Source organism: Paraburkholderia phymatum (genome assembly GCF_040965635.1).
GTDB lineage: Bacteria > Pseudomonadota > Gammaproteobacteria > Burkholderiales > Burkholderiaceae > Paraburkholderia > Paraburkholderia phymatum_B.
In genome coordinates this window covers 372,890-388,114 of sequence record NZ_JBFRCH010000004.1, presented here as the reverse complement: position 1 = coordinate 388,114, position 15,225 = coordinate 372,890, and the positions used below count along the sequence as shown (strand labels likewise).

The following is a 15,225-nucleotide window of genomic DNA, read 5'->3' as shown; positions in this document are numbered from 1 at the left end:
TCCTATGATTTTCGACGCCCGCGCGCCTTTTGCCGTACGATTTTGCCGATGAAATCATTCGACGGGATCGAACATGTTGACCGACGACGAGCTTGCGCTGCTCGAAGCGATCCGTGAAAGCGGCAGCCTGTCGCGCGCGGCGGCGCGGCTCGGCAAGGCGCCGTCGACGGTGTCGCACGCGGCCCGTCAGCTCGAAACGCGCTTCGACGCGTTGCTGTTCGATCGGCGCCGCTACCGGCTGCAACTCACGCCCGCGGGCCAGTTGCTCGCCGAAGAAGCCGCACGCCTGATGCAGGACGTAACGCGCATGACGCAGCGCGTGCGGCAGATCGCGAGCGGCTGGGAAGACCGGCTGTGGATCGTCACCGACGAGCTGATGGAGTTCGAGACGCTGATGCCCGTCATCCATGCGTTCGACGCGCTGCAATCGGGCGTCAGGCTGCGCGTGACGACGGAAGAGCTGAGCGGCACATGGGAGGCGCTGCGCGACGGCCGCGCTGACCTGATCGTCGGCGCGACCAACGAGCCGCCCGCGATTGCCGGCTTGCGCTGGTTTGAGCTGGGCGTCGTGGACTGGGTGTTCGCGGTGTCGCCGCGTCACCCGTTGGCGAGCGTCAAGGAGCCGCTGCGGCGCGAGCAGATAGCGAAGCAGCGCGCTATCGTCGTGGCCGATTCGTCGCGCGCGAGCGGGCGCGCGTATGGGCTGCTCGGCGGACAGATGTCGCTCGCCGGGCCCAGCATGCGCGCGAAAATTCTCGCGCAGCGCGACGGGCTCGGGACGGGCTGGCTGCCGCGTCATCGCGTGGCGTCGCTGCTCAAGCGCGGCGAGCTCGTCGAAAAGGAAACCGCCGATCCGCGCGAGCCGAACCTGCTGTATGTCGCGTGGCGCGGCGATCAGGAAGGCCGCGCGCTGCAATGGTGGCTCGATCAGCTGCGCGAGCCGCGCCTCGCGAAGCGTCTGATGCAAGGCATCGACCAGTTCGCGTGAACCGCCTCCTGAACCATCAAGGTGCGCGCGAAACAAATGGAAATGCGAGGCAGACGTGACAGAAGCGCCGGGCGCGCACGTCGAAGGAATAAACAGGCATAGTGGGGCGTTCTGCTGACGAGGCGACAGCGGCGCGCGCATGCAGCGCGGTCCCGCATGCCGTCTTGCGTTCTTGCATGCGGCTTTCGCTGCCCCTACCGATCTCCAACGAAACGACTCATGGACACATCCACGTCACCACGCACGGCCACACGCGACGGCACGGACACGCTTTACGCGCCATTGCCGGCTACACGCTACACACGCACGGCGATGATCCTGCACTGGCTCATCGCCGTTCTCATCATCGCAAACGTCGCGCTCGGCCTTTCCGCCGATTCGCTGCCGGACGACTGGGTGCGGCCCGTCATCGATACGCACAAGTCGATCGGCATCACGGTGCTCGGTCTCGCGTTGCTGCGCGTGCTGTGGCGCGTGTCGCACCGGCCGCCGCCGCTGCCGCGCGAGTTTCCGTCGTGGGAACGGATGGCCGCGCATGTCGCGCACTTCCTGCTGTATTTCCTGATGATCGCGTTGCCGTTGTCGGGATGGATGCACGACTCCGCGTGGAAGGACGCAGCGACGCATCCGATGCATCTGTTCGGCGTCGTGCCGTTTCCGCGCATCGGGCTCATCATGAATCTCGATCCCGCCGTCAAGGAGCCGTTGCACGACAGGTTCGGCGCGCTGCATACGTACCTCGGCTACGCGCTGTATGCGCTGCTCGCGATGCATATCGGCGGCGCGCTGAAGCATGAGCTGCTCGATCGCAAGTCGGTATTCAAGCGGATGGTGCCGTGATGGATGCCGATGTGATCGAAGAGGCCACGCTCGCGCGCGGCGACGCCTGCGGTACGGGTGGCGAGCGTCCGAAGCCGTCGCTGCGCGACGCGTTGGAGGCGGTATCGCCGCGCATCAATCCGCGCAAGGCGAGCTGGCAGAGCGTCGTGATACACGGCAGCGTGACCGCGCTGTGGCTGCTGCTGTTCGCGCGAGCGTTCTTTCTGCATGGCGCGCTCGCGTGGTCGACGGGCATTGCGTATGTCGTCTACGACACGCTGCTGCTTGCGTTCGTTACCGTAAAGACCTGGCCGCTGGTCCGCCGCTCGTTGCCTGCGCATCGTTGCGCCGACGCCGCGTATCTGCCGACGATGGGCGTGATCGTCGCCGCGCACAACGAGGCGGCCGTGCTGCCCGTGACGCTCGCCGCGCTGCTGAGGCAAACGCATGGGCTGTCGCAGATCGTGATCGCCGACGATGGCTCCACTGACGGCACGCGCGATCTGCTCATGGGCCGCTTCCGTCTGGCCGAGCCGGCGCTGGGCGAGCTGAGCGCGCCCAGCGGCCGCTATCCGAATCTGTACTGGCTGCGTGTGCCGCACGGCGGCAAGGCGCGCGCTCTCAACGCGGCCATCGACGTGATGACGACCGACACCGTGATGACCGTCGACGCCGACACCTTGCTCGCCGACGACGCCGCGCTCGCGATGCGCGCGGCCTTCGCGCAAGCGCCGAAGCTGGTGGCGGCGACGGGCATTCTCGTGCCCGTGTGCAACCGCACGGCGAGCGGGCGCGTGTTCCAGTGGTTTCAGACCTACGAGTACATGCGCAACTTCATCGCGCGCTTCGCGTGGATGCGCGCCGACAGCCTGTTGCTGGTGTCGGGCGCGTTTGCGTCGTTCCGGCGCGATGCGCTCGTCGCTGTGGGCGGCTTCGATGCGCAATGTCTGGTCGAAGACTACGAGCTGATCCACCGGCTGCGCCGCTATTCCGTCGATCGCGGTCTGGGCTGGGACGTGCGCGTGGTCGGCGATGCGCACGCTGAGACGGAAGCGCCCGCGACGCTCGGCGCTTTCCTGCGCCAGCGCCGCCGCTGGTTTGCGGGCTTCCTGCAAACGCAATACTGGAACCGCGACATGACGGGCGACGCGCGTTACGGCACGCTCGGCCGCCTGATGCTGCCGATCAAGGCATTCGACACGATGCAGCCCATCTACGGACTGAGCGCGTTCGCGCTGTTGCTCGGCTTCATCGCCGGCGGACATGGGCTGATCGTCGCGTCGATCTTCAGCGTGATCGGCCTGAAAACGGCCATCGATCTCGCGTTCTATGTATGGAGCATCCACCTGTACGGGCGCTGGACGGGGCTGACGAGCGGCTCGAGTCTGCCGATGGCGGTGGCCGCCGCCATCGCCGAGCCGTTCACGTTCCAGCTGCTGCGGCACACGGGCGCGGCGCTCGGCTGGCTGCATTTTCTGCGCGGCGGCCGGTCGTGGGGCAAACAGCATCGCTCGGGTCTCGTCGGCGCGACGGGGCGCAGGTATTGACGGCCGTTGCGCGCGCCCGTCGAACTGTAATGCGTTGAAGCGCTCGTGTAATGCGTCGAGGCGCTCCTGAGCGTTGCACCTGCAACGACCTTGAACGACCTTGAACGCGCCGCTGCGGCATCGCCGGTCGCAGTCGTTCGCGCTTGGTGCGCACGTCGGCGCGCGAGCGGCCGCGCGTGCCTGACGTTAGCCCTCATAAAGCTCATCGGCGACTTCTAGTAGACTGAATGGCGATATCGGTTTTCCAACAATCAAACCGGCTGGGTCCCGCCGACCAGTCGACCGTTGTGCCAGGAGGCTTCATACATGCATGTCGTCGCTCCGTTGGACAGCAATACCGTCGATAACGCTGACAAACCCGCCGTGCGCGATCTGCGCCGCGTCGATATTCACCCCGATCACTGGTATCCGCTTGCATGGTCGCGCGAAGTGAAGCGCGGCAAGGCGCATGGCGTCCGCTTTGCCGGCGATCCGATCGTGCTGGTGCGCACGGAGTCGGGCAACGTGTTCGCGCTCGAGGACCGGTGCGCGCACCGACAGGTGCCGCTGCATGGCGGAGTGGTCGACGGCGAGGCGATCCGCTGCTGTTATCACGGCTGGACGTATGACTGCACGGGCAAATGCATCGACGTGCCGTATCTGGGCCGCGAACGCCTGCCGAACGGCGTGCGCGCGTATCCGTGCCGCGAATCGGAAGGGCTGATTTTCGTGTTTGCCGGCGATGCGCAACTCGCCGAAACGGTGCCGGTGCCGTCGCTCGGCTCAGTCGCCGACAAGGCCTACAAGACGCGCCGCTTCGGGCGCGAAGTCGCGTGCCATTACTCGTTCATGCACGAAAACCTGATGGACATGAACCATCAGTTCCTGCATCGCAAGCAGATGGGCAAGATGCGCGCGCGTTCGCTCGGCCGGCGGCGCGGCGAGAACTGGGTCGAGGTCGATTACACGTTCTCTCGTGAAGCGGGCCAGCAGCCGATCGGCGAGGCGCTCGTATTCGGGCAGAGCCGTCCCGATTCGAACATCGAGCGCAACGATGTGATGACGGTCCGCACGCAATATCCGTATCAGACGCTGCAGATTCGCACATCCGAAGGCTCGCTCGTGATGGATCTGTGGATCTGCTACGTGCCGCTCGACCGCGAGCAGCGCACCAATCGCACGTTCGGCCTGCTGTCCATCAAGCGGCCGAAGATCGGCGTGCTGCTCGACATCGCGTGGCCGCTGCTGGTGTGGTTCACCGAGCGCATCTTCGCGGAAGATCGCTGGATCGTCGAACGCGAGCAGGAGGCGCACGACGCGCAAGGCGCCGACTGGAATCACGAAGTTTTTCCTGTGATCAACGAGCTGCGCGACCTGCTGCGGCTGTGCGGCGCGCCCGCGACACGGCGCGTGATTCCCATCGAGCCGTCGGCTGAGTCGGTTGCCGTCTGATCTTTCGCGGCCGGTTTTGCGTCTATTGATCGGACGTTAGGCGTTCCAAGGTTCGGTGCCTCGCACTCGCCGCGCTTTTCCGCGCGCCCTTGATGCAGCTTGGGCGTTCGCTGCTTCGACAATGCGTTATGCTTGATTTCATCCGCGCGACGTTGGGCGGATGCGGCGTATTGTTCGAAGGAGGCTGTCTCATGTCCGAGGATGGCGACTTGGCTCCGCCGATCGCGGATCTGGAAATCGTATCGGCGCGCATGTTCGATTTTCCGCGCGATCTCGTCTTCAGGGCCTGGACGGACCCGGCGCATCTCGCGCACTGGTGGGGGCCGAAGGGCTTCACCAATTCATTCCACGAATTCGATCTGCGCCGGGGCGGCAACTGGCGCTTCGTGATGCACGGACCGGATGGCGTCGACTACAAGAATCACAGCGTGTTCGTCGAGATTGCCGCGCCCGAGCGGATCGTGTTCGACCACGTGTCGGGGCCGTATTTTCGCGTCACCGCAACCTTCGATGCAGTGAGCGACGGGCAGACGCGCGTCACGTTTCGCATGCTCTTCGAGACACCTGCTGTCTGTGCGCAGGTGAAGACGTTTGCTGTAAAGGCGAATGAAGAGAACTTCGACAGGTTGCAGAAGGAATTGAAGCGGATGGTTTGACGCTTCGTGCTTTTGCTTTTTGTCCGCTTCAGTCTCTGTTCTTCTGTACGTTTCGGCGCGTTTCGGCGCGTTTCAATAGGCCCAATATAGGCAACGCCCCCATGTTCCGGAGAACATGGGGGCGTTGTGGTCGCCTCGCGGCCCGAGCGCTTACGGCAGGTCGATCGTGCGCATCAACCCGCCACGCTTCGTGTGTGATTAGAAGCGGTGACGCATGCCGACCGACGCGACAGCCTGGCGGCGCGAGGAGGAGATGCCGCCGGCGTCGCCGTTGTCGATCATGGCCGCAACGAAGGCGCCATGCGGCGCGCTCGTCAGCTGGTACACGCCCTGTGCGTAGATGTCGGTACGCTTCGACAGAGCGTAGTCGCCTTGCAGGCCGACCTGGTTCGCGTGGAAGTGGTCATCTTCGATTGCGCCGTTCGTGTACGTATAGGCAATGCCCAGACCCAGAGCCGGCGTCAGGTTGTACCTCGCATTGGCTTCATAGTTGTTGGTGTGGGACGAACCCGTCGTGCCCGGGACATTGTCCAGGCGAGCCTGCGTCCAGGCGAGCCCGACGATCGCCGGACCGAACGCGTAGCTTGCGCCCACGCCGAACTGACGTTCACGATGAGCGGACACGAGGAAGGGCGTACCGTCGGCCTGCAGGGCCGTCATGACGCCCGTCGTGTTGCCGAACGGGCTGTTCTCCTGCGCGTAGCCGGCACCGATGCGCAAGCCCGCATTTTCATAGCCAGCGCCGAAGCTGTACGAGCGGTTATTGGCGAATTTCGAGCTGTTCGAAAAGCCGTACGTGCCGCCGAACGAGAAGCCAGCGTAGTTGGCGCTCGTGAACTTGATCGAGTTGTTGAATGCGACGGCGCTGTTCTCGCTCAGTTGGTCCAGGTTGCCGTAGTGCGCGAAGTTCGTGCCGCCCCAGCTACCCGTTGCCGTCAACGGTGCCACGAAGTCTTGCATCGCGTCGTACTGACGGCCCAGCGTAACGGTGCCAGCCTGGCTCGACAGACCGACGAATGCCTGGCGCGAGAACATCCTGCCGCCAATGGCTTGCGAGCCGTTGTTCAGGTTGAAGCCCTGCTCCAACGTGAAGATCGTCTTCAGGCCGCCACCCAGGTCTTCGACGCCGCGCAGGCCGAAGCGGTTTTCATCGACGGAGCCGCTGCCGAGTGCCCATTGTGCGTGGCCGTCGACGTTGCTTGTGTACGTGATGCCCGCGTCCAGCGTGCCATACAGCGTGACGCTGCTTTGTGCCTGTGCGACCGAGGCGAACGATGCGGCAACTGCCGTCGCGATCAGAATTTTCTTCATGTGTGCTTCCTTCAGTTCAAGGGGCAATACGAGGCTTGAATACAAACGGACAAGCTATGCGCGCCACGTCCCGTGCGAAGCAAGACCACTGCACTTGCCCTGTTTGGGGAAGCGCAAGTATAGAAAGGGCCCCTAACCATCGACTTATGCCGTAATTGGAAATGGTGTATTTCTGAAATGGAAATAAAAGACATCTACGGATGCAGCCGATTGATTTGATTTATCTTTTTATCGGCGATTGAAACATCGTTTATATTGAGATTAATTCATGTTGTTGTAGGCTGACAACGAAAATAGAATGGCGTTTTTATTTCAAGATAAATGGAACTGAGTAGCGCAAACAATGTTTTGCAATTTACCGATTTTCTATTGGACGGCTAGCCGAACAGGCGCGCAGATGCTGGTCTGAAGCGTTATCGGTGAATCCGATCGACGCATGACATCAAGCAAAAATAACGAGTGAACTTTTGCCGAGTTAGTGGATCGCCGATTAAAGATTTAATCTGGACATAAAACAGAAATAGCGGAGTGAGCGTCGAAATTGAAGCAACAGCCGACAGAAAGGATCGATGAACAGAAGAACAAACCTTTGCAAATAGGCCATTGAAATCGGCAATGACAATATTCAACAAAAATTAAAAGGCGGCATTCGTGAAGAATGACGGCCTTTTTACGCATTTAAACATTTCCCAATCGATATCACTTGCCGAGTTCATGGCCGATGATCCCGCCTGCGACAGCACCGCCTACGGTACCCGCCGTACTGTGCGTCGTCTCGTGGCCCACATATCCGCCCGCCGCCGCGCCACCGAGGGTGCACCCTGCCGCGAGCGGCAAGCACGCCGCCGCTACGGCCGCGATGCGGATCAGGACCGTATAGCGCTTCAACATGTCGTACCCCTGCATGATTCAACGTACCTTCCGAGCCGCAAGCGCCGTGCCAATTCCGTCGGCGGAATGTCCATTCGAGTGCGTCAGACGTTCCCAGGCGCGCCGTCACTTTGCTAGACTGCCTTCGCCAGCAGAACCAGTACTGGCGCCATCGTCCGCCGCGCCCAACCGTCCCACGAAGTACGGCACCCTCGAACGCAGCGGTCCCGACAACCGGAAATCGGAGTCCTCATGTCCTACATGCTGCTCATCGTCGAACCAACGGAACAACGTGAAGAGCGCGGAGAAGTCGCGGGCCGCGCCGTCTACGACCGCATGTTGAAATACCGCGCGGACCTGCAGTCGCGCGGTCAGTTGATCGCCGCCGAATCGCTGTCCAGCGTCAACAAGGGCGTGCGCCTCGAAAAGCGCGACGGGCAAACGCGCCTGATCGACGGCCCGTTTGCCGAAGCGAAGGAAATGGTCGGCGGATTCTTTCTGCTGAACGTCGATACCTACGATGAAGCGCTCGCGCTCGCGAACGAATGCCCGGCCGCCGAGTGGTGCACGATCGAGATCCGCAAGGTCGCGCCGTGCTACGACTACTAGCCGAACGCTAGCCAAACGCGCGCCGGACAAGCACTATCAGCCCGCAGCGAGGGTTTTCCCTGGCTCAGACGCATGTCGATCGGACCGCACGCTGCTCGTCGTGGAAGTAAGAAGCCGCCAAGGGCTTCCGTCACTATCCAGGAGAAATGGCGATGCGATTCATGATCATGGTGAAGGCCACTGCGGACAGCGAAGCCGGCAAGATGCCGGGAGAAGAACTGATTGCGTCGATGGCGACGTATCACGAAGAACTGCAGAAGGCGGGCGTGCTGCTCGATGCGTCCGGCTTGCAGCCTAGTTCGAAGGGTTGGCGCGTGCGCTATTCGGGCGGCAAGCGCAGCGTGATCGACGGCCCGTTCGCCGAAACCAAGGAACTGGTCGCGGGCTACACCGTGATCCAGGTGCGCTCGCGCGAAGAAGCGATGGAATGGGCGCGACGCTTCCCTGCGCCGTTCGGCGAGCATGCGGACGGCGAAATCGAAGTGCGTCAGATGTACGACCTCGACGACTTCGAGCCGAGCCAGGCGATGGACCGCTTTCACAACATCGAAGGCGCGAATCATTGAGCTCGCGCGCAGCCTAAGCGAGCCACACCCTATCTACGACCGCGCATTTCAGACGATACGGACGAACAATCATGCACAAGCAAATCTACTTGAACCTGGCCGTGAGCAGCGTCGAGAAGTCGAAGGCCTTCTTCTCGCAGCTCGGCTTCACGTTCGAACCGAAATTCACCAATGAGCAGGCGGTCTGCATGGTGATCGGCGAAAACATCTACGCGATGCTGCTCGCGAAGGACTTCTTCCAGACCTTCACGAACAAGACGCTGTGCAATCCGAAGGAGAGCACGGAGGCGCTCGTCTGCATTTCGTGCGACAGCCGCGCCCAGGTCGACGAACTGGTGGCGAAGGCGCGGGCCGCGGGCGGCGCGGTGCCGCGCGCGCCGCAGGACCATGGCTTCATGTACGGACACGGCTTCGAGGACATCGACGGGCACATCTGGGAACTGGTGTACATGGACCCGAACGCCGTCATGCCGACGGCCGACGCTTCCTGAGGCCGGCCGTGACGACGGCTGCGACTCACCGTGCGATCGAGGCAGTCTGGCGGATCGAATCCGCGAAGGTCATCGCTCATGTCGCGCGAATCGTACGCGACGTCGGCGTCGCCGAGGAACTGGCGCAGGACGCGCTGGTGGCCGCGCTCGAAACGTGGCCCAATGCGGGCGTGCCCGACAACCCCGGAGCATGGCTGATGGCGACCGCGAAGAACCGTGCGCTCGACCGCTGGCGCCAGGACGCCCTGCACGCGCGCAAGCACGAGGAGCTCGGCGCGGACATGGACGCGATGGAAGCGCACATCGTGCCGGATTTCGTCGATGCGCTCGACGCCGCGCGCGCCGACGACATCGGCGACGATCTGCTGCGGCTCGTGTTCACCGCATGTCACCCGGTGCTGTCGAAGGACGCGCGCGTCGCGCTGACGCTGCGCCTGCTCGGCGGCCTCACGACCGACGAAATCGCGCGCGCGTTTCTCGTGCCCGAGCCGACCACCGCACAACGCATCGTGCGCGCGAAAAAGACGCTCGCGGCGGCGAAAGTGCCGTTCGAAGTGCCACAGGCGAACGATCGCGCGGTGCGGCTCGCGTCGGTGCTCGAAGTGATCTATCTGATCTTCAACGAAGGCTACTCAGCGACGGCGGGCGACGACTGGATGCGTCCTTCGCTATGCGAAGAAGCGCTGCGTCTCGGGCGCGTGCTGGCCGGCTTGATGCCGGACGAAAGCGAAGTGCACGGCCTCGTTGCGTTGATGGAGATCCAGGCATCGCGCATGCATGCGCGCGTCGATGCGCAAGGGCGCCCCGTGCTGCTGCTCGAACAGGACCGCAGCCGCTGGGACCCGCTCTTGATCCGTCGCGGGCTCGCCGCGCTGGATCGCTCGGAGGCGCTCGACGGGATGAGCGGCCCGTACACGTTGCAGGCGGCGCTCGCCGCGTGTCACGCGCGGGCCCGCACGGCCGCCGACACCGACTGGACGCAGATCGTCGCGCTCTACGACGCGCTTGCCGAGGTCGCTCCGTCGCCCGTCGTCGAGCTGAATCGCGCGGTTGCCGTGGGCATGGCGTATGGGCCGATGGCGGCGCTGGAAATCGTCGATGGACTGGCGGGCGAAGCGTCGCTGAAAAATTATCACTGGCTGCCGAGCGTGCGGGGCGATCTGCTCGCGAAGCTCGGCCGCAACGACGAAGCGCGCGCCGAGTTCGAGCGCGCCGCTTCGATGACGCGCAATGCACGCGAACGCGAACTGCTGCTCGAACGCGCGCGTGAAATGAGCGGCGCGCATGGACGCATGCAGTAAGCGCGCTTACTGGCGTTGGGACGCGGTTAGCCGGCGTGCCAGCTCGTCACGTGCGCGAGCACCTTGTGCACGAACGGTATCGCGTGCAGTAAGCGCGCTTCGAGTCGGCGTCGGCGCTTTGGTTAGTCTGCGCGTTAGCTCGTGACGTGCGCGAGCACCATACGTGCGAACGGAATCGCGTGCTCGCCCGCGACCATGCCGAGCAAGCCGATCAGCGCGACGATGGGCGGTGCGGGCGATTTCACGTCGATGACGTTGTACAACAGGCCGGCGGCAACGCCCGCCGCCAGCGACGCGATATAGGCCTTCATACGAATCTCCGGACATGATGACGTTGCGTCACATCGTGATGACCACGCGCCCGCGCGTGCCGCCGGCGACGGCGGCGTAGGCGTCGCGCGCCTGTTCGAGCGCGAAGGCCTGCGCGATCGAAGGCGCCTGCAATCCGCCGCCGTCGAACACGGAAGCCAGTTCCGTCATCATCCGCGCGGAGTCGGCGACGCCCAGCTTCGCGCTATCCGCGCCAAGGAGCTGCGTTTCGTTGTGGTAGAAGTCGATCAGGTCGAAGTCGACGCGCCGCTTGCCCGTCGCGCTGATCTCGACGACGCGGCCGCGCCACTTGGCCAGCTTGAGCGCCGTCTCGAACGCGACGCCGCCGACCGCGTCGTACACGACGTCCGCGCCGCCGAGTTCCTTGACGCGCTGCACGGCGTTGTCGTCGAGCGGCACGTAGTGGTCGATCAGACGGCCGGCGGGCGAGTCCGCATCGGGCTTGCGCCGGTCGACGGCGATCACCCGGCAGCCGCGCGACTTCGCGATCTGCACGACCGCGCCGCCAACGCCGCCGCTCGCGCCGATGACGGCGACTGTTTCGCCCGCGACCAGTTGCGCGTAATCGACGGCGCCGAGCCACGCGACCACAAAGTTCACGCCGATCGCCGACGCCTGTTCGTGCGTCAGCGATCGCGGCTTGCGCGACAGCGCGCCGGCGGGAATCCTGATGAACTGCGCGTGCGTGCCGTCGCGCGTGAAGCCGATGTCGCCTCCCGTGCCCCACACGTCGGCGCCGATCCAGTCGGCCGGGCCTTCGACCACGACGCCGCTGAAGTCGCGCCCCGGAATGCGCGGCAGCGTGGTGTGCGCGAAGTGGCCGGAGAGATTTTTCACGTCGCTCGGATTCACCGAGGCTGCTTTTACTTGCACGATGGCGCTTTCGTCGTCGACGGCTGGTGTGGGGACATCGACATGGTCGAGGACCTCGGGGCCGCCAAAAGACTTGAACTGGATCGCTTTCATTGCCGCTCCTGGATGCTGTCGGATTCGGTGGATTCGCTTGCTGCGTCGCACGGGCGATGCAGGGTATGGCGGCAGTCTAGGTGACGGGCGCGACGGCGTTCAGACAAGTGCTTTCGAATATCGGACAGACGGCGCGAGAGGCGCTATCGTCGAGCTTCGCTCATTCACTCACGACGCTTCACCGGAAACGATCGCCATGCGTGACGATACCGGGCCAACGGTAGATCTGGTCGGCGTGGACGGCTGCAAGGGCGGCTGGTATGCCGTCATGCAGGACGCGCGGACGGGTGCCATTTCGGCTTGCATCTGCGCATCGTTTGCCGATGTCCTTGCATGGGCGCCGGCTCCCGCGATCGTGGCCGTCGATATGCCGATCGGGCTGTCGTTATCCGGCTATCGCGCTTGCGACGCAGAAGCGAGGAAGCGGCTCAAATGGCCGCGCAGCGCGTCGGTGTTCCCGACGCCCGTGCGTCAGGCGCTCGACGCGGAATCGTACCGGCAAGCGTGCGACCTGAATCGCGAAGCCACGGGAAAAGGCATCTCGCAACAGGCCTTCAACATACTTCCTAAGATCGCCGACGTCGATAAAGCGTTGCGGGCGAACGCGCGCGATGCATCGCGCGCGTTCGAAGTGCATCCTGAGCTGGCCTTCATGCAGCTTCAAGCGGGGCAAGGCGGCGAGGAGACTGGATTGATCGAAGGAAAGACGACGGCGGACGGGCATGCGCTAAGAAAGGCGTTGCTCGACCCGGTGTTCGGCGCGGCGCTGCAAGCCGCGCTCGATGCGCGCGTTTCGCGGCACGTGCAGAAAGACGATGTGCTCGATGCGTTTGCCGTGCTCTGGAGTGCCGGGCGCATCGCGACGGGCAGCGCGATCATGCTGCCCGGCGAAGAACCCCGCGACAGCGCCGGCCTGCCGATGGTCATTCGCTACTGATTTTGCATTTCGCGGGCGGGAATGCCCGCGCGATCGCCGCGACGCTCATGATGCTGCGCGTGCGTCGCGGCGAACGCCGTTACTCCGCGCCGCGCACGATGCGCAAGTCGCGCTCGACGGCATTGCCGAGCGCTGCCAGCGCCTTCTTGTACGCTTCGCTGTCGTAGGCTGCGACGGCCTGCTCGTACGTCGGAAACTCGATGACGACCGTCCGTTCCTTCAAGCCCTGTTCGCGCACTTCCTCGGCGGCGCCGCGCACGATGAACTTGCCGCCCGCGGCCGCGACGGCGGGCGCCGCCAGTTGTGCATAGGCGGCCAGCGCCGCTGCGTCGTTGGTCTTCCGGTAGACAGTGACCCAGTATCCCTTGCTCATTTCACGTTTCCTCATGTTTAAGGTTTGGCCGTAGCGGCGACGGGCATCCACCTGTCCGCGCCGCCGTCGCTCCCGAATTCTCGCCCAACAGCGCCGAGCGCGCTTGCCGAACCTGCCGCGTGTACCCGACAGCGCGATGAAGGACGGAAGCGTCAGGACTTCGTTCCGGCCGACCCGGCACGCGTCGCGTGAGCGATCGAAGTCGGTCGGCGGCGCGCCGAGTTCGCGGCGGAACATATCGCTGAAGCTGCTCGGAAGAGAGCCGAGCGCGCGCGATGCTGCCGACGGCGCGCCCTTCCGCGAGCCCCGACACCGCGACGGCCGGTTGCACCCGCCTGCGCCATTCCGCGAATCCGACGCCCAGCTCGCGCGTGAAGAGCCGAGCGAGCGTCCGCACGCTCGCGCCCACGGACGCCGCGTGCTGCTCGAAGCTGATCGCATTCGACGGATTGCCGATCACCGCGCGGCACAGCGCATCGAGTCTGCGGTCCGATGCGCCGGGCAGCGGAATGCGCAGCGACGAACGCGGCGCATGCGCGAGTTCGAGCATCGCGAGCCGGTACGCGGTGCCGAGATAATCGTCGTGGCGCGTGCGCGCCTGTTCGTGTTCGGCGATCGACGCAATCAGCTCGCGCAACAGGCCGTTGATTTCGAACACATCGCTGCGCGCGCTCAGATGGCCGATGCTGCGCTCTTGCAGATACAGGTTGCGCATCTCGACGTCGCTCATCATGTGGATCGAGTGCTCGGTGCCGGCAGGCAGCCAGACGGCGCGCTGCGGCGGAACGACGAGCGCCTCGCGCCCGGCCTCGACCCACATGACGCCGGAGACGGCATACAGCACCTGCGCCCACGTATGCGAATGCGAGTCGATGCGAAGACCGCGCGGATGGCGCCGCGCGAGCGAGTGGCCTTCGGCGTCATCGTGCAAAGCGGGCGGACGGGCTTGCGGCATCGGTCACGGCCCTTCCGTGCGGCGCCTGGTCTTGTCGCGGCGGCTGCCTTCGTCATCGTCGTCGCTTTCGTCGATGAACGGCGAGTCCGTATCGACGCCGCCCGAGCGCAGCGCGTTGCGCGCGTCTTCGGCAAGTTGCTCGTAGCGCCGGCGAAAACGCGTGAGCTCCTTCTCGTTCAGCTCCTCGAGATCGAGCAGCGCATTGTGCGCGCCGTCGAGCGCGCGGATCAGCTCGTCGAGCTTGATCTGCATCGCGGCCGTGTCGCGGTTTTGCGTGTTCTGGATCAGGAACACCATCAGGAAGGTGACGATCGTCGTCGACGTGTTGATCACCAGTTGCCAGGTATCGCTGAAATGGAACATCGGCCCGCTGACGGCCCACACGATGACGAGCGCGACCGCGATGACGAACGTCGCGGGTTTGCCCGCCATCGAGGAAAGACTCGTCGAGAACTTCGAGAACCAGTCGTTGTTCGTCACTCGCGGCTCCTGTTGCGTGAAGGTCAATCCTGACGATACGCATTCCCCGGCGCCCGCGCCGAAAAAACTTCATAGAACCAGCGACGGATTCTCCGCGCCCGCGCGTTCAAGTGCTGAACCGGACGATTTGCAGACCGGCAACCGATTCAAGCGAGAACGCAATGAACACACAGCGACTCATGCGCCTGCTGACGGCGGGCGTGCTCGCGCTGAGCGCTTCGGCGGCATTCGCGCAGGTGATCGTCGCGCCGATGGCGCCGCCACCGCCGCGCGCCGAGATCGTGCCGCCGCCGCACGCAGGCTACGCGTGGGACCCGGGCCATTGGCACTGGGCCCAAGGCCGCTACGTGTGGGTGCCGGGACGCTGGCAGGGCGTGCGGGTGGGCTATCGCTGGGTGCCGGGACACTGGGTCGCGCGCGGTCCGAACTGGCGCTGGGCGCCGGGCCACTGGGCGCTCTGATTGGCCGGCGATGGTGCGTCGAGCAGGGAGAGGAGCATGAAAAAGCGGCTGTTGCTGGTGTTGCTTGCCGTGACCCTGGCCGGTTGTGTGGTCGTGCCGGCGCGGCCTTATACGCGGCGCCCTGCCGTCGTCGT

At 64.3% G+C, this 15,225-nt stretch carries 18 protein-coding genes; 11 read left to right on the top strand and 7 right to left on the bottom strand.

Annotation, left to right across the window (positions count from 1 at the left end; all coding sequences use genetic code 11):
- Positions 1 to 73: 73 nt before the first annotated feature.
- The 5 genes from AB4Y32_RS11340 (at position 74) to AB4Y32_RS11320 (ending at position 5,441) form a co-directional block, all read left to right on the top strand.
- Positions 74 to 988 carry a LysR family transcriptional regulator gene (locus AB4Y32_RS11340; RefSeq protein ID WP_368721424.1) on the top strand — a complete coding sequence of 305 codons (915 nt, stop codon included), beginning with the start codon at positions 74 to 76 and terminating at the stop codon, positions 986 to 988.
- A 219-nt stretch (positions 989 to 1,207) separates the two neighbouring features.
- Positions 1,208 to 1,828, top strand: a complete 621-nt coding sequence (locus AB4Y32_RS11335; protein ID WP_368721423.1) for a cytochrome b — start codon at positions 1,208 to 1,210, stop codon at positions 1,826 to 1,828.
- Complete coding sequence (locus AB4Y32_RS11330; RefSeq protein WP_368721519.1) at positions 1,828 to 3,354, top strand: glycosyltransferase; 1,527 nt, start codon at positions 1,828 to 1,830, stop codon at positions 3,352 to 3,354. Before AB4Y32_RS11335 ends, AB4Y32_RS11330 begins: the two co-directional genes overlap by 1 nt.
- Before the next feature lie 306 nt (positions 3,355 to 3,660).
- Positions 3,661 to 4,785 (top strand): Rieske 2Fe-2S domain-containing protein, encoded by a 1,125-nt coding sequence (locus AB4Y32_RS11325; RefSeq protein ID WP_368721422.1) that lies wholly within the window; start codon positions 3,661 to 3,663, stop codon positions 4,783 to 4,785.
- Between the two features lie 191 nt (positions 4,786 to 4,976).
- The gene (locus AB4Y32_RS11320; protein ID WP_368721421.1) at positions 4,977 to 5,441 is read left to right on the top strand and encodes an SRPBCC family protein; all 465 of its coding nucleotides are present in this window, start codon (positions 4,977 to 4,979) and stop codon (positions 5,439 to 5,441) included.
- Between the two features lie 198 nt (positions 5,442 to 5,639).
- Here AB4Y32_RS11320 and AB4Y32_RS11315 read toward each other — a convergent pair whose 3' ends face one another.
- On the bottom strand, positions 5,640 to 6,752 hold the full coding sequence (locus AB4Y32_RS11315) for a porin (protein WP_368721420.1): 1,113 nt from the start codon (positions 6,750 to 6,752) through the stop codon (positions 5,640 to 5,642).
- A gap of 699 nt (positions 6,753 to 7,451) precedes the next feature.
- A complete protein-coding gene (locus AB4Y32_RS11310; RefSeq protein WP_368721518.1) occupies positions 7,452 to 7,643 on the bottom strand; it encodes a glycine zipper 2TM domain-containing protein in 192 nt (63 codons plus the stop codon).
- Positions 7,644 to 7,874: 231 nt separating this feature from the next.
- On the opposite strand from AB4Y32_RS11310, the gene AB4Y32_RS11305 reads away from it, so the two are divergent.
- From AB4Y32_RS11305 to AB4Y32_RS11290, 4 genes are all read left to right on the top strand, one after another.
- Positions 7,875 to 8,231, top strand: a complete 357-nt coding sequence (locus tag AB4Y32_RS11305; protein ID WP_087736631.1) for a YciI family protein — start codon at positions 7,875 to 7,877, stop codon at positions 8,229 to 8,231.
- 152 nt (positions 8,232 to 8,383) lie between these two features.
- Entirely contained in the window at positions 8,384 to 8,797 is a 414-nt protein-coding gene (locus AB4Y32_RS11300; RefSeq protein WP_368721419.1) for a YciI family protein, read from the top strand.
- Positions 8,798 to 8,868: 71 nt separating this feature from the next.
- The gene (locus AB4Y32_RS11295) at positions 8,869 to 9,288 is read left to right on the top strand and encodes a VOC family protein (RefSeq protein ID WP_368721418.1); all 420 of its coding nucleotides are present in this window, start codon (positions 8,869 to 8,871) and stop codon (positions 9,286 to 9,288) included.
- Between the two features lie 8 nt (positions 9,289 to 9,296).
- Positions 9,297 to 10,589: an RNA polymerase sigma factor gene (locus AB4Y32_RS11290; RefSeq protein WP_368721417.1), complete on the top strand. Its 1,293-nt coding sequence runs from the start codon at positions 9,297 to 9,299 to the stop codon at positions 10,587 to 10,589.
- A 134-nt stretch (positions 10,590 to 10,723) separates the two neighbouring features.
- Here the strand turns inward: AB4Y32_RS11290 and AB4Y32_RS11285 are convergent, their stop codons facing one another.
- Positions 10,724 to 10,900, bottom strand: coding sequence for a DUF1427 family protein (locus AB4Y32_RS11285; protein WP_368721416.1), 177 nt, complete (start codon positions 10,898 to 10,900; stop codon positions 10,724 to 10,726).
- A 28-nt stretch (positions 10,901 to 10,928) separates the two neighbouring features.
- The gene (locus AB4Y32_RS11280) at positions 10,929 to 11,885 is read right to left on the bottom strand and encodes a zinc-binding alcohol dehydrogenase family protein (protein ID WP_368721415.1); all 957 of its coding nucleotides are present in this window, start codon (positions 11,883 to 11,885) and stop codon (positions 10,929 to 10,931) included.
- A 196-nt stretch (positions 11,886 to 12,081) separates the two neighbouring features.
- Here AB4Y32_RS11280 and AB4Y32_RS11275 point away from each other — a divergent pair, with 196 nt between their 5' ends.
- The gene (locus tag AB4Y32_RS11275) at positions 12,082 to 12,822 is read left to right on the top strand and encodes a DUF429 domain-containing protein (protein ID WP_368721414.1); all 741 of its coding nucleotides are present in this window, start codon (positions 12,082 to 12,084) and stop codon (positions 12,820 to 12,822) included.
- Positions 12,823 to 12,901: 79 nt separating this feature from the next.
- On the opposite strand, the gene AB4Y32_RS11270 is transcribed toward AB4Y32_RS11275, so the two are convergent.
- Genes AB4Y32_RS11270 through AB4Y32_RS11260 form a run of 3 tightly spaced genes read right to left on the bottom strand, consistent with a single transcriptional unit; the run spans position 12,902 to position 14,630 of the window.
- Positions 12,902 to 13,195 carry a DUF1330 domain-containing protein gene (locus AB4Y32_RS11270; protein ID WP_368721413.1) on the bottom strand — a complete coding sequence of 98 codons (294 nt, stop codon included), beginning with the start codon at positions 13,193 to 13,195 and terminating at the stop codon, positions 12,902 to 12,904.
- A 1-nt stretch (position 13,196) separates the two neighbouring features.
- Positions 13,197 to 14,150: an AraC family ligand binding domain-containing protein gene (locus tag AB4Y32_RS11265; protein ID WP_368721412.1), complete on the bottom strand. Its 954-nt coding sequence runs from the start codon at positions 14,148 to 14,150 to the stop codon at positions 13,197 to 13,199.
- 3 nt (positions 14,151 to 14,153) lie between these two features.
- Complete coding sequence (locus AB4Y32_RS11260) at positions 14,154 to 14,630, bottom strand: low affinity iron permease family protein (protein WP_368721411.1); 477 nt, start codon at positions 14,628 to 14,630, stop codon at positions 14,154 to 14,156.
- A 161-nt stretch (positions 14,631 to 14,791) separates the two neighbouring features.
- Here AB4Y32_RS11260 and AB4Y32_RS11255 point away from each other — a divergent pair, with 161 nt between their 5' ends.
- The gene (locus AB4Y32_RS11255; protein WP_368721410.1) at positions 14,792 to 15,091 is read left to right on the top strand and encodes a hypothetical protein; all 300 of its coding nucleotides are present in this window, start codon (positions 14,792 to 14,794) and stop codon (positions 15,089 to 15,091) included.
- The last annotated feature ends 134 nt before the right edge of the window (positions 15,092 to 15,225 follow it).

What these genes read in the sequence shown, in the direction of transcription:
- AB4Y32_RS11340 (WP_368721424.1), top strand. Translation starts at nt 74, where the DNA reads ATGTTGACCGACGACGAGCTTGCGCTGCTCGAAGCGATCCGTGAAAGC.
- AB4Y32_RS11310 (WP_368721518.1), bottom strand. Translation starts at nt 7,643, where the DNA reads ATGTTGAAGCGCTATACGGTCCTGATCCGCATCGCGGCCGTAGCGGCG.
- AB4Y32_RS11320 (WP_368721421.1), top strand. Translation starts at nt 4,977, where the DNA reads ATGTCCGAGGATGGCGACTTGGCTCCGCCGATCGCGGATCTGGAAATC.
- AB4Y32_RS11300 (WP_368721419.1), top strand. Translation starts at nt 8,384, where the DNA reads ATGCGATTCATGATCATGGTGAAGGCCACTGCGGACAGCGAAGCCGGC.
- AB4Y32_RS11330 (WP_368721519.1), top strand. Translation starts at nt 1,828, where the DNA reads ATGGATGCCGATGTGATCGAAGAGGCCACGCTCGCGCGCGGCGACGCC.
- AB4Y32_RS11325 (WP_368721422.1), top strand. Translation starts at nt 3,661, where the DNA reads ATGCATGTCGTCGCTCCGTTGGACAGCAATACCGTCGATAACGCTGAC.
- AB4Y32_RS11305 (WP_087736631.1), top strand. Translation starts at nt 7,875, where the DNA reads ATGTCCTACATGCTGCTCATCGTCGAACCAACGGAACAACGTGAAGAG.
- AB4Y32_RS11255 (WP_368721410.1), top strand. Translation starts at nt 14,792, where the DNA reads ATGAACACACAGCGACTCATGCGCCTGCTGACGGCGGGCGTGCTCGCG.
- AB4Y32_RS11280 (WP_368721415.1), bottom strand. Translation starts at nt 11,885, where the DNA reads ATGAAAGCGATCCAGTTCAAGTCTTTTGGCGGCCCCGAGGTCCTCGAC.
- AB4Y32_RS11335 (WP_368721423.1), top strand. Translation starts at nt 1,208, where the DNA reads ATGGACACATCCACGTCACCACGCACGGCCACACGCGACGGCACGGAC.
- AB4Y32_RS11315 (WP_368721420.1), bottom strand. Translation starts at nt 6,752, where the DNA reads ATGAAGAAAATTCTGATCGCGACGGCAGTTGCCGCATCGTTCGCCTCG.
- AB4Y32_RS11295 (WP_368721418.1), top strand. Translation starts at nt 8,869, where the DNA reads ATGCACAAGCAAATCTACTTGAACCTGGCCGTGAGCAGCGTCGAGAAG.
- AB4Y32_RS11275 (WP_368721414.1), top strand. Translation starts at nt 12,082, where the DNA reads ATGCGTGACGATACCGGGCCAACGGTAGATCTGGTCGGCGTGGACGGC.
- AB4Y32_RS11265 (WP_368721412.1), bottom strand. Translation starts at nt 14,150, where the DNA reads ATGCCGCAAGCCCGTCCGCCCGCTTTGCACGATGACGCCGAAGGCCAC.
- AB4Y32_RS11270 (WP_368721413.1), bottom strand. Translation starts at nt 13,195, where the DNA reads ATGAGCAAGGGATACTGGGTCACTGTCTACCGGAAGACCAACGACGCA.
- AB4Y32_RS11285 (WP_368721416.1), bottom strand. Translation starts at nt 10,900, where the DNA reads ATGAAGGCCTATATCGCGTCGCTGGCGGCGGGCGTTGCCGCCGGCCTG.